13 protein-coding genes, 1 tRNA gene and 1 pseudogene are annotated in these 12,098 nt (G+C 36.9%); 14 read left to right on the top strand and 1 reads right to left on the bottom strand.

Features of this window, described 5'->3' with window-relative positions; genetic code table 11:
• Positions 1-90 precede the first annotated feature (90 nt).
• The 13 genes and pseudogenes from rpsF to QOS06_RS06815 all read left to right on the top strand — a co-directional run bounded on the left by rpsF (position 91) and on the right by QOS06_RS06815 (position 11,359).
• Positions 91-387, top strand: a complete 297-nt coding sequence (rpsF, locus tag QOS06_RS06875; RefSeq protein ID WP_003665235.1) for a 30S ribosomal protein S6 — start codon at positions 91-93, stop codon at positions 385-387.
• A 37-nt stretch (positions 388-424) separates the two neighbouring features.
• Positions 425-988, top strand: coding sequence for a single-stranded DNA-binding protein (gene ssb, locus QOS06_RS06870; protein WP_085680870.1), 564 nt, complete (start codon positions 425-427; stop codon positions 986-988).
• 33 nt (positions 989-1,021) lie between these two features.
• Positions 1,022-1,258, top strand: coding sequence for a 30S ribosomal protein S18 (rpsR, locus tag QOS06_RS06865; RefSeq protein WP_003665240.1), 237 nt, complete (start codon positions 1,022-1,024; stop codon positions 1,256-1,258).
• 81 nt (positions 1,259-1,339) lie between these two features.
• Positions 1,340-1,993 (top strand): annotated as a pseudogene (deoC, locus tag QOS06_RS06860) (deoxyribose-phosphate aldolase).
• A 99-nt stretch (positions 1,994-2,092) separates the two neighbouring features.
• Positions 2,093-2,317, top strand: coding sequence for a sigma factor-like helix-turn-helix DNA-binding protein (locus QOS06_RS06855; protein ID WP_229411678.1), 225 nt, complete (start codon positions 2,093-2,095; stop codon positions 2,315-2,317).
• Positions 2,296-3,027, top strand: coding sequence for a sugar-binding transcriptional regulator (locus tag QOS06_RS06850; protein ID WP_324295225.1), 732 nt, complete (start codon positions 2,296-2,298; stop codon positions 3,025-3,027). Before QOS06_RS06855 ends, QOS06_RS06850 begins: the two co-directional genes overlap by 22 nt.
• Before the next feature lie 97 nt (positions 3,028-3,124).
• Entirely contained in the window at positions 3,125-5,143 is a 2,019-nt protein-coding gene (locus QOS06_RS06845) for a DHH family phosphoesterase (RefSeq protein ID WP_283595684.1), read from the top strand.
• Between the two features lie 5 nt (positions 5,144-5,148).
• Positions 5,149-5,601 carry a 50S ribosomal protein L9 gene (rplI, locus tag QOS06_RS06840; RefSeq protein ID WP_003665243.1) on the top strand — a complete coding sequence of 151 codons (453 nt, stop codon included), beginning with the start codon at positions 5,149-5,151 and terminating at the stop codon, positions 5,599-5,601.
• Between the two features lie 33 nt (positions 5,602-5,634).
• Positions 5,635-7,026, top strand: a complete 1,392-nt coding sequence (dnaB, locus tag QOS06_RS06835) for a replicative DNA helicase (protein ID WP_003670215.1) — start codon at positions 5,635-5,637, stop codon at positions 7,024-7,026.
• 121 nt (positions 7,027-7,147) lie between these two features.
• The gene (locus QOS06_RS06830; protein ID WP_003670216.1) at positions 7,148-8,350 is read left to right on the top strand and encodes an MDR family MFS transporter; all 1,203 of its coding nucleotides are present in this window, start codon (positions 7,148-7,150) and stop codon (positions 8,348-8,350) included.
• A gap of 12 nt (positions 8,351-8,362) precedes the next feature.
• On the top strand, positions 8,363-8,689 hold the full coding sequence (locus tag QOS06_RS06825) for a hypothetical protein (RefSeq protein WP_003670217.1): 327 nt from the start codon (positions 8,363-8,365) through the stop codon (positions 8,687-8,689).
• Between the two features lie 99 nt (positions 8,690-8,788).
• Positions 8,789-9,673: a PPK2 family polyphosphate kinase gene (locus QOS06_RS06820; protein ID WP_003670218.1), complete on the top strand. Its 885-nt coding sequence runs from the start codon at positions 8,789-8,791 to the stop codon at positions 9,671-9,673.
• A 618-nt stretch (positions 9,674-10,291) separates the two neighbouring features.
• Positions 10,292-11,359, top strand: coding sequence for a Fic family protein (locus tag QOS06_RS06815; RefSeq protein WP_003670220.1), 1,068 nt, complete (start codon positions 10,292-10,294; stop codon positions 11,357-11,359).
• Positions 11,360-11,401: 42 nt separating this feature from the next.
• Here QOS06_RS06815 and QOS06_RS06810 read toward each other — a convergent pair.
• A tRNA-Lys gene (locus QOS06_RS06810) sits at positions 11,402-11,474 on the bottom strand.
• Between the two features lie 149 nt (positions 11,475-11,623).
• Here QOS06_RS06810 and QOS06_RS06805 point away from each other — a divergent pair.
• A complete protein-coding gene (locus tag QOS06_RS06805) occupies positions 11,624-12,058 on the top strand; it encodes a MarR family winged helix-turn-helix transcriptional regulator (RefSeq protein ID WP_003670222.1) in 435 nt (144 codons plus the stop codon).
• The last annotated feature ends 40 nt before the right edge of the window (positions 12,059-12,098 follow it).

The following is a 12,098-nucleotide window of genomic DNA, read 5'->3' as shown; positions in this document are numbered from 1 at the left end:
TATGTCTGTGAGTATACGTAATGACGTCTACTTTCCTTGTTCTTCTCAAATAGCGAGAAGAGCCAGAGTCCATAAGGAGGTGTAACATTCATGGAAACACGCAAATATGAAATTACTTACATCATTCGTCCTGATATCGAAGAATCTGCAAAGAGCGAATTGGTAGACCGATTCGACAAGATCTTGGCGGACAATGGTGCAACTATCGCTGACTCAAAGGATTGGTCAACTCGTCGTTTTGCTTACCCAATCGCTAAGTACACTGAAGGTACTTACCACGTGGTAAACTTAACTACTGATTCAGACCAAGCTTTAAACGAATTTGATCGTTTAGCTAAGTTCAGTGATGATATCCTACGTCACATGATTGTTAAGCTTGATGCTTAATTAATTTGTCAATAAAGTAAAGAGAGGAGAAAGATCTATGCTTAATCGTGCAGTCTTAACTGGGCGTTTAACAAGAGATCCCGAGTTGCGGTACACAACCAGCGGGACGGCTGTTGTTTCATTTACGTTAGCTGTTGATCGGCAATTCCGAAACCAAAATGGTGATCGTGATGCTGACTTTATCAATTGCGTTATTTGGCGTAAATCCGCTGAAAACTTTAGTAACTTTACGCATAAGGGTTCACTTGTTGGAATTGAAGGGCGTATTCAAACCCGGAATTATGAAAACCAACAGGGTAACCGTGTATATGTTACCGAAGTTGTTGTAGATAACTTTGCATTGTTAGAACCTCGTCAAAATGGTGGTGTGAACCAATCAGGCGTTCAACAGCCATTTAACAATAACCAACAATCGTTTGGTGCTCAGGCTCCACAATATGGCAGTCAATCACAACCTGGAAATAATGCTCCTCAAAGTAATCCGTCACCAAGTATGGACAATGGTTTCGATCCCAATCAAAATGCTGGCAACCAGTTCCCTGGAAGTAGTGATGATGGTGGTCAATCCATTGATTTAGCTGATGACGAATTACCATTCTAAATAAATTTTTACTCAGAATAGGAGGGTAATTTCATGGCACAACAACGTCGGGGCGGACGTCGTCGTCGTAAGGTCGACTTCATCGCCGCAAACCACATCGAATACATCGATTACAAAGACACTGATTTATTACGTCGGTTCATTTCTGAACGTGGTAAGATCTTACCACGTCGGGTTACTGGTACCAGTGCTAAAAACCAACGTAAGTTAACTATCGCTATCAAGCGTGCACGGATCATGGGTCTTTTGCCATTCGTTGCAGAAGACTAGTTTCCACTAGTAATATTAATTAAAGAGACCTTTTTATAGGTCTCTTTAATTTTTAAATTATAGAAAAGGAGTGACTCTAAGATGAAACTAAATAAATATATTGATCATACTTTACTAAGTCCCGAAGCAACAGAAGCACAAGTAGAAAAAGTTATTAAGCAAGCAATTGATAATCATTTTCATACTGTTATGATTAATCCATACTGGGTTGCTAAAACTCATAAAGCATTAGAAGAAACTGATGTAGTAACAGCAACTGTTATTGGTTTTCCTCTTGGAGCCACTACAACTGCAACAAAAGTTTTTGAAACTGAGTAAGCGATTAAAGATGGTGTTGATGAAGTCGATATGGTTATGAATATCGGCGAAATGAAAGGCAAAAATTATGCTAAAGTAGCTGATGATATTAAGACAGTTGTTAAAGTTGCTCATAATGCCAATAAGGTGGCAAAGGTAATTATTAAAACAGCTTTGCTAACTGATGATGAAATCACTAAGGCATCTAAGATTGTTGCTGATGCAGGTGCTGACTTTGTAAAAACATCAACAGGTTTCTCAACCCGTGGAGCAGCAGTTCATGATGTTGAATTAATGTCAGCAGCTACTAAAGAAACTCCCACTGAAGTAAAGGCTTCTGGTGGTATTCATACAACCGAAGAAGCAGAAGCAATGATTAATGCTGGAGCTACAAGGTTGGGCGTTAGCCATAGTATGCAAGTTATTGGTAAAGAATAGAATAATGTCGAAAATAGTTCAGCGGTTGGTGAAAATCAGCCTCTGAACTATTTTAATGTTATTATAGATTAATAATAAAACATAAATGAGGGATTGCGAGTGGATAGTAAGCAACAAATTAAACAGGCCGTCCAGGTTAGTAAACTTTACTATTTAGATGGCGCTACCCAAGCAGAAATCGGAAAAAAACTAAATTTATCGCGACCAACAATTTCTCGATTACTTCAATTTGCACGCGAGAAAAATATTGTCAAAATTTCAATAAATGATCCCCTTAGCAATATTGAAGATCTGCAGCACCAATTAAAAAAAAGTATCAACTAAAGGATGTCATTATTAGTATTCCAGAAAGCAATGAAACGGCTGAAATTTTATCATCTTTAGGTAAGGCCACGGCTCGTTACCTTGATAAAAAAGTTAAGGATAATGATGTTATTGGTGTTAGTTGGGGAAAGACACTGGTCAGCGTAGCACGTCAATTGATACCAAATGACCGTAAAAATGTTCAGGTGGTCTATTTGAAAGGAACAGTGGCGAACTCTACTCATAATAATTATGTTGTAGAGGTTACTAAATGTTTTAATAAATGCTACCATACCCAGGCGCAGATTCTTCCGCTTCCTTTAATTTTCGAAAATAAGCAAATTAAAGAGATGGTGATAAAAGATAAATTTATTAACGAGATTTTAGATACTGGTAAGCGGACAAGCGTGGCACTTTTTACGGTAGAAACGACGGAACAAGATGCAACGCTATTTGAACTAGGTTATTTTAATGATCAGCAAATTAAAACCTTGCAAGAGAAAGCAGCCGGGGGCCTTGTTTCTCGCTTTATTGATGAACGCGGGAAAATCGTTGATGACCAGTTAAATGATCGCACAGTTGCTATTGCTTTAGATGATCTAAAACAAGCTCGGGAATCAGTTCTTATCGCTGGTGGAATGAATAAGTTAAAAGCAATCAAAGCGGCCTTAGCTGGAAAATATGCAAATGTATTAGTAACCGATTCACTTGTGGCTCAACACCTATTATAGTTACCCATTAGATGATATAATCTATTGACTAAGTATTTGATGTGATATGATAGATTTATCCAATTAATAATTTAAAGCTATTTTTAGGAGGACTAGCATGCGAAAAATTTTCAGTCGTGAGAACTGGGAGTTTTATTTTGAACACCCAGCCGTCCGCTGGAATGTCTGCTATATAGTGCTTTTAACAATCATTGGGCTTATTTTAGGGTTTATGGATAACTGGATTATTGGACTAATTGTTTTAGTAATCGCAGTTATTGGTGGAGCTATTAGTATTCGGCGGTTAAGAAAATTATTAGTCGATGCTCATGAATATTTAAATGAATTAACGTATAAAGTCCAACGTGGGCAACAAGAAGCATTACTGGAAATGCCCATGGGAATGATTATGTTAAATAAGCGTCATGAGGTTGAATGGATTAATCCATATATGGCGCGTTATTTTAATCTTGAAATTGTTGTAGGGAAGCCGATTGCAGATGTTGATGTAAAATTAGCGGAATTAATAAAAGATCATGCAGATGATAAGCAAACACAAGTAGTGACATGGCGTGACCATCAATTTGAATTTTTGGTTCAGCATCACGGACAGGTAGTTTATTTATTAGATATTACAAAATATGAACAGATTAGTGCACAATATAAGGATGAACAAATCTTCATTGGTAATATTTACCTAGATAACTATGATGAGTTGATTCAAGGAATGAGTGATTCTGATGTCTCTAATCTTCATAATTACGTAACTTCACAAATAAGCGATTGGGCAGTTGCTAATCACTTATTGATGAAGATCATTGATGATGATAACTACTTGATTATTGGACATCAAGCTTCATTAAAAGAACTTGAAAAACAAAAATTCAAGATTCTTGATGTTATCCGTGAAAATACATCCAAGCAAAATTCGCCAGTTACTCTTAGCGTAGGAATTGCTTATGGCGAAAATGATCTGATAAAACTTGCTGATACAGCACAAAATAACCTTGACCTCGCGTTAGGTCGTGGTGGAGACCAAGTTGTTGTTCGGGCTCAAGATCAGGAGGCACGTTTCTATGGTGGAAAGACCAACCCGATGGAGAAACGAACCCGGGTACGAGCACGGATGATTAGTCAAGCATTACAAGAATTAATGGCTCAATCAGACCAATTATTTGTGATGGGCCACACCAATCCAGATATGGATTCAATCGGTGCCTGTTTGGGGATTCGACGGATTGCGGAAATGAACGGTAAAGAATGTTGGATTGTGATTGATGATGAACATCCACACTCTGATATTCAACGTTTGATGCATGAGATTGATAATTACCAGACGATTAGGGACCATATTATTTCACCAGTCGAAGCGTTAGAAAAAGCGACAAATAACAGTTTGTTAGTAATGGTTGACCATGCTAAGCGGGGAATTACCATTGCTCCTGAATTATATGATAAAATGCAAAACAGACTTGTTATCATTGACCACCACCGTCGCGGCGAGGACTTTCCTGAAAATCCATTGCTTGTTTATATCGAACCATATGCCTCATCAACTTGTGAGTTAATTACGGAAATGTTTGAGTACCAACCACGTGAAGGAAAAGGACTTAACAAGCTTGAAGCAACGGCAATGCTAACAGGGATTCAGGTTGATACAAAATCATTCACCAAGAGTGCTGGTACGCGAACTTTTGATGCAGCTAGTTACTTGCGTTCTGCTGGTGCCGATGGTTTAATGATTCAATCATTTATGAAAGAAAATCCAGAAACCTTCATGATGCGTAATCATTTGATTTCAAGAGCGGAAATAAATGATAAAATAGCATTATGTACGGGTGAAGAGGGACAGGTTTATGATCCTGTCACGGCTGCCCAGGCTGCTGATATGTTGCTCCAAATGAGTGGGATTGAAGCTTCATTTGTAATTTTTGAACGTGCTGATAACAAGATCGGAATTTCAGCACGCTCAATGGGAAATGTCAACGTCCAGGTAATCATGGAAAAAATGGGTGGTGGCGGTCACCTTGCAAATGCTGCTACACAAATCAGTGATAAAGATATTACACATGTCAAGCAAGAGTTAGTTGATATTCTAACTAAACCTGATAAAGAGCAAGACGATACAGAGGAGTGATCATAATGAAAGTTATTTTTACACAAGATGTACGAGGCCGTGGTCAACGTGGTCAAATTAAGGAAGTTCCAGATGGCTATGCTCAAAACTACTTAATTAAGCGTGGATTAGCAAAACAAGCTACTAAGGCGGCGATGAGCCAACTAAAGGGTCAACAACGTGCTGAAGAAAAACATGCTGCTGAAGAATTAGCTGATGCCAAGCGGATGAAGAAGATTCTTGAAGATGATAATACAGTTGTTGAATTAAGTGGAAAAGCCGGTACAGATGGCCGGATGTTTGGTTCAATTTCAACAAAACAAATTGCAACTGCTTTACAAAAACAATTTGACCTTAAAATTGATAAGCGAAAGATTGAGCTGGCGGCTCCAATTAAGGCGCTTGGCTACGTAAATGTGCCAATCAAACTTCATCCAGAAGTCGAAGCTCAAATTCGTGTTCACATTGCTGAAAAGTAATGAGGATTAATAGATTTAAGGAGCGGTATCGTCATGGATAATGCACCAGTGCAAGAAGAGCCACGCGATATTGAAGCAGAAAAAGCAGTTCTTGGAGCTGCTTTTTTAAGTAAAAACGCGTTGGCTGATGCGATGGAATATCTTGAGCCGCAAGATTTTTATCGGAAGGCTCACCAAATTATTTTTGAAAAGATGGTCCAACTAAATGATGCGGACCAGCCAATCGATCCGTTAACGATGAAAAATGTCCTTGATCAGGATAATCAAACGGAAAATATTGGTGGCGTTGCTTATATTGCTGAACTTGCAACAGCGGTTCCGACGGCTGCTAATGTTGTCTATTACTCAAAGATTGTTCATGATAAGGCGATTTCACGACGGTTGATCAATACTGCAACCAAGATTATCAATGATAGCTATGCCGGAAATGATAAAATTGAAGATCAACTTGACCGGGCTGAGCAAGAAATTATGTCAGTTTCGGAAAATAGTCGTCAAACTGGTTTTAAAAGTATTAGTGACGTTTTACAAGAGTCAATTAATCATGTCAGTGAGCTCTCTAGTCAAGATTCAGAGATTACTGGACTTTCAACTGGATATGCTCAATTAGATGAGATGACGACTGGTCTGCATAAAGATGAGTTGGTGATTATTGCGGCACGACCTGCTGTTGGGAAGACTGCCTTTGTTTTGAATATTGCTCAAAACGTTGCAACTAGAACCGATAATACGGTCGCAATTTTCAGTCTTGAAATGGGTGCGGAGTCTTTAGCAAACCGGATGCTTTGTGCTGAAGGAAATATTAACGCTAACCACTTACGGACCGGACAGCTTACGCAGGATGAATGGCAAAGTTTATTTATTGCAACTGGTGCCTTGAGTAACGCTAGTATCTATATTGACGATACACCAGGAATCAAGGTAGCAGAAATTCGGGCACGTTGTCGGCGCTTAGCAAAGGAAAAAGGCAACTTAGGATTGATCGTAATTGATTACCTTCAGTTGATTGAAGGGAGTAATCCTGATAACCGGCAACAAGAAGTTTCAGAAATTTCTCGACAACTAAAGAAACTGGCAAAGGAATTAGAAGTTCCAGTTATTGCCCTATCACAGTTGTCGCGGGGAGTTGAACAGCGACAAGACAAGCGCCCGGTTTTATCTGATATTCGTGAATCTGGATCGATTGAACAGGATGCAGATATTGTTAGTTTCCTTTATCGTGATGACTATTATGAGCACGATGAAGATTCGGAAGATAATAATAACCCGGGAAATAATCAGGATGACGATGGATCAAATGCTAGTGAAGTTGAAGTCATCATTGAAAAGAATCGTAGTGGTCCGCGGGGGACAGTTAAATTATTATTTGCAAAGTCTTATAATAAGTTCACTTCGATTTCCTATATCCCTGAAGATAATAATTAAAAACTAAATTTCTAAGAGGGCATTTCAGTAAAAACTGAGGTAGCCCTTTTAGTGCGCTTAAGACATTAAAAATGTTTTTAAAAAAATAAACAGTATGATAGTAATTGAGGAGGCGTAAACAATGAACCGTCAAGGCGTAGAATTAAAATGGCTTTTATTCGGAATGTTCCTTGGAAGTATTGGGAATAGTTTTGTCTGGCCATTAACAACAATTTATATTCACGATCAGTTGCATGAGTCATTAACTGTATCGGGAATCGTTTTACTCTTTTATTCGGGAGCAAATGTTGTCGGAAGTTATATTAGCGGAATGCTATTTGACCGAGCTAACCCGCGGAAATTAATGATTGGCGGGACACTGCTAGCGACAATCGTAATGGCTATTATGATTTTCTTCAATGGCTGGCCGATATATGGAATTCTTTTAACAGTTATTGGATTCTTTAATGGCTGGATCATTACAATGGTTAATTCTTTTGCGACTCGTTCAGGTCGAGATGGTCGTTATGTTTTTAATATGTTGTATTTTGCCAATAACTTGGGAATGGTGATTGGAACTACTATTGTCGGCCCGCTTTATCAGTATGCAGATGGCAATGTTTCACCAATGTTTTTGATTACCACAATCCTTTATACAATGTTCTCACTTGTTGTTATCTTTTTCTTTAAGGATAGTCAACAAACAGTTGTAAAGACCGAAGATATGGAAGCTGAAGAAGAGAACAAGACAGTTAATATTAAGATGCCTCAAGCTAACTTATGGATTAACTGGATCTTCTTCATTGCCTTAGTTGTAATCTGGACAATGTATGAACAATGGGCAAGTAACCTATCAGTTTTCATGACTGATCAAGGAATCTCGATGACAAAATATAGTCTTTTGTGGACATTAAATGGGATTTTAATTGTTGTTTTCCAATTAGGAATTACTTGGCTTAATCGCTGGGTTAATCGGCCATATGCGCAAGTATTTATTGGGATGTTTACAATTGGTTTCTCATTTGTCTTATTACTTTACGCTCACTCATATAGCTGGTTTGTTGCGGCAATGGTCGTTCTGACAATCGGTGAAGCCACTGCTCTGCCAACAATGCCTGCCATTGTAAACAGCCTTTCACCGGTTGCTGTTAAGGGAAAGTATCAGGGAATTCTGAACGCATTTTCTTCTTTAGGAAAGGCAATTGGTCCGCTATTTGGTGGATTGATGATTGAAGCGACCTCTTATCATATCCTCTTTATTATTTGTGCGATTTCAATTTTTGTAATGGAAATAATAGTAGTCTTTGTTATTAAGATAAAACGTGCAAAAGCAGTTGAATATTAAAGAAGTGATTAGATGTTTTACAATAATTTTGATAATGTCCATGGTGAGGACCGTTATGGAATGGTAGGAAAAACAGGAGATCCTTTTAGGGAAGAATGTAAACTAGGGATTTCTTGTTATCAGTGCCATGAACAGCCGTTAGTAATTGCGGAAAGAAATTGGATGGATACGAATAATGATGACTCGCAACGGTATCAAATTGTGGTAGTTTGTGAGCATTGTGGTGCTGTTGATGAATTTATTGTTAATGATGGTCGAGAGCACCAAATTGGTAAATTAAAACATAGTAAATACCAGCCAACAGAAAAGAATATTATAAATAATGGAGCTGTGAACTAGAATTGTTCATGGTTCTTTTTTTAAATCCGTTTTTATTAACCAAAACTTGAGAGATTTGCTATGATGGTAATTAAAATCAAATTAAAAGCAATGAGGTGAATGTTGATGAAAACCAAGAAATATTGTTACACAGGAAAAGACTTTGATATTAAGACGGCACCAACTAAGGTAAAAGATTCTGCTGATGATCTTAAGAAGATTAAAAAGAAGATCAAGAAAAATGTAAAGTCAATCAAGAATGCGCAAAAGATGATGTATGCGCGGCGTCATTATGGTGTTTTAGTAGTATTTCAAGCAATGGACGCGGCAGGAAAAGATAGTATGATTTCGCATATTTTTGCGGGCGTAAATCCAGTTGGGTTTAAGGTGGCCAATTTTAAACAACCAACAGGCCGCGAATTACGTCATGATTATCTCTGGCGAATCAATCGTGAATTGCCAATGCGTGGTGATATTGGTGTTTTCAATCGATCTTATTATGAGGACGTTCTTGTTTCACGCGTTCACCCTGCTTTAATTTTGCAATCTAATATTCCAGGGATTGAGTCTGTTCATGATGTTAATAACAAATTCTTTGATAGTCGTTACGAAGATATTCGTCAGTACGAAAGTTATCTAACGCGGAACGGTTACTTAATTGTAAAATTCTTCCTCCATGTATCAAAGGAAGAACAGAAGAAGCGTTTCTTAGCACGGATTGATACACCAGAAAAGAATTGGAAGTTTTCTGCAGCTGATATTCGCGAACGTCAATATTGGGACGATTACCAAAAGGTATATGAAAAGGTGATTAATGCTACCGCCACAAAGGAAAATCCATGGTATGTTATTCCGGCTGATGATAAGTGGTATTCGCGTTTAATTGTATCTAATATTTTGACAAAGAAGATTAATAGTTTGCCATTAGCTTATCCCGAGGTTTCGCCAGAACAAGAAATGAGTTTACGCCAAGCACGAAAAGAACTAATAGCAGAAGATAAGTAAATAAAAAGGACGTCCGAATGACGTCCTTTTTATTTACGTGGTTTAAAGATGTACTTGTGAGTAAAGAAGTAGATTGCTAATGTAGAATAAAGTATTAGAATGTTAAAGTTTTTGTCGGGTAAGGCCAAATTCTTTGCGTTGAACTGTTCACCAAATTATTAATTTACTCATCGTTATTAGTTAAATTAGATTATTCATTCAAAAAAGCAGTTTTCAAATATATGTTTAAGTTTATAAATGCCCAAAAATTGATTTTTAGTATTTATATATGAATTTCTAATGATAATAACCCCTGAAAATCAATCTTCAAGGGTTATTATGTTAGTATTTTAGTATAATAACACTAAAAAATAGCTTTTTAGCTTTAAGGAGGGAAGATAAATAATGAAATACATACCATTATCTAAATATAAGTATTTTATTGAAGATAAGACGAATGACCCGGTAGCAATTGAAAGTGAATATCAGAGTCGACTGAACGGATATACAAGCTAGAAGACAACTCTGTTTCCTCTTCTTAACTATCGCGATGGTGCACAGACAAGTAAATATCCAATTTTCTATCTTCCATTACCGGAAATTCAAAACCTGGCGGATCAGCTTAGGCGTAATTCTAATATGATTAAGGATATCTCTGTAACGCTTCCCCAAGTTGCGATTAATCAATTTTTGAATTCATTATTACTCTCTGAAATTTTCTACACTAATGATATTGAAGGTGTAAAAACGAGTCGTGTTGAAATTAGTACTGTTATTCAGGAAAATAACCACCCAATAAATGGTGATGATCATATATCAAAGAAAAGGCTTGGTTCAACTATAAAAATGTACCAGCGCACACAATTAGGAAAAAAAGTTGAAATCAATGTTCTTCAAGACTATAGAAAAATCTATGATTCCTTGTTAAAAGGCGAACTTAATGAAGATCGACTGCCCAATGGAAAAATATTTCGTGATAAGCTTCCTAATAGCGAAGTGCTTTCGATCGGGGATGGCATTAAAACAGTTCATCGACCACCAACCACGGAAACTGCAATCAAGGTTGCCCTTACAGCTTTAATTGAATATATGAATAATGATGATACTCCTTCAATATATAAAGCCCTTGTAACTCACTTTTTCTTTGAAAATACCCATCCATTTCTTGATGGTAACGGTCGAATGGGGCGTTATCTTTTGTCGTCATATATTGCTAACAAATTTGATCGCTTTACTGGCTTTTCTGTGGCTACTGCAATTCATAATAATGTTCAGCAATACTATAAGGTATTTAAGGATGCCGATAGTGCGGAAAATAGAGCTGATTTAACATTTTTTATTCAAAAATTATTAATGATACTTGTTAGTCAGCAAGAAAAAGTAATTAAGATTTTGAGTCAATCTCGTGAAAAGCTTGATAAAGCCAATGAAATTATTAGTCAGTGGGTCAATGAACACCATCATCAATTAGCTGCAACGTCTGATAGTTTGTATTGTAATGTTCTATATCTTCTTGCACAATCAAAGCTATTTACTAACCAGTTAGATTTAGGAATTAAAGATAATGATATTATTGAAACTTTGAAGAAGAGTAATCGCCATTATCCAATGACAAAGACTAAGGCAGCCATTGAAGAACTAGAAGCACTTGGCGCAATTGAAATTGTTTCTAAGCGTCCTAAACAACATGTAATTACAATTTTATAACAAAAAAAGACCACCGATTACTCGGTGATCTTTTTTATATGATGGGCAGTCAGGGGATCGAACCCTGGACCCACGGATTAAGAGTCCGTTGCTCTGCCAGCTGAGCTAACTGCCCATGTCTTTGACAACATAAATAATAATATCAACTTCCGATCATTTTCGCAAGTGTTTTTCTGAATTTATTTAATAAATTTTCAAATCCATATTTTAATTAGGTGCCTAACTGTTATAATTAACAATAAAATTAAAATTGGGAGTAATTTTATGACATTAAAAAAGGATAAATTTGAGCAAATGAACTGTTTATTGCGGAACTATATGATTAACATGAAGCATTTTTATACTGAACTTGCCCCTGAATTAGATATAACTCCACAGCAAGCACATACGCTTTTTTATATAGAAAAACACGCTGGGCTTATTCAACGAGAATTAGGTGACCATTTCCATTTACGGAATGCTAGTGTTACTAGTATGGTGAAAAATCTTGAACGCGACGGGTATATTATCCGGAAGGCGGATCAAGAGTCAGCACGAATTAAGCGTATTTTTCTTACCAAAAAGGGTGAAGAAAAGACTAATGAGGTTAAAGAAATATTTGATAAAGCTTATTTGCAGATTATTAGCCGCCTCGATGAAAGAGATATTGATGCAATAGTTAAAGGGATGACTAATATTAATAGCAATCTAAAAAAATAAGTTAGGCTCTTGACAGTTAGGTATCTATGTGTTTAAATAT

Source organism: Limosilactobacillus sp. DJ3M12 (assembly GCF_947381695.1).
GTDB lineage: Bacteria > Bacillota > Bacilli > Lactobacillales > Lactobacillaceae > Limosilactobacillus > Limosilactobacillus kinnaridis.
This window is presented reverse-complemented; position numbering and strand designations above follow the sequence as displayed.

What these genes read in the sequence shown, in the direction of transcription:
- rpsF (WP_003665235.1), top strand. Translation starts at nt 91, where the DNA reads ATGGAAACACGCAAATATGAAATTACTTACATCATTCGTCCTGATATC.
- ssb (WP_085680870.1), top strand. Translation starts at nt 425, where the DNA reads ATGCTTAATCGTGCAGTCTTAACTGGGCGTTTAACAAGAGATCCCGAG.
- rpsR (WP_003665240.1), top strand. Translation starts at nt 1,022, where the DNA reads ATGGCACAACAACGTCGGGGCGGACGTCGTCGTCGTAAGGTCGACTTC.
- QOS06_RS06845 (WP_283595684.1), top strand. Translation starts at nt 3,125, where the DNA reads ATGCGAAAAATTTTCAGTCGTGAGAACTGGGAGTTTTATTTTGAACAC.
- rplI (WP_003665243.1), top strand. Translation starts at nt 5,149, where the DNA reads ATGAAAGTTATTTTTACACAAGATGTACGAGGCCGTGGTCAACGTGGT.
- dnaB (WP_003670215.1), top strand. Translation starts at nt 5,635, where the DNA reads ATGGATAATGCACCAGTGCAAGAAGAGCCACGCGATATTGAAGCAGAA.
- QOS06_RS06830 (WP_003670216.1), top strand. Translation starts at nt 7,148, where the DNA reads ATGAACCGTCAAGGCGTAGAATTAAAATGGCTTTTATTCGGAATGTTC.
- QOS06_RS06825 (WP_003670217.1), top strand. Translation starts at nt 8,363, where the DNA reads ATGTTTTACAATAATTTTGATAATGTCCATGGTGAGGACCGTTATGGA.
- QOS06_RS06820 (WP_003670218.1), top strand. Translation starts at nt 8,789, where the DNA reads ATGTTGATGAAAACCAAGAAATATTGTTACACAGGAAAAGACTTTGAT.
- QOS06_RS06815 (WP_003670220.1), top strand. Translation starts at nt 10,292, where the DNA reads ATGATTAAGGATATCTCTGTAACGCTTCCCCAAGTTGCGATTAATCAA.
- QOS06_RS06805 (WP_003670222.1), top strand. Translation starts at nt 11,624, where the DNA reads ATGACATTAAAAAAGGATAAATTTGAGCAAATGAACTGTTTATTGCGG.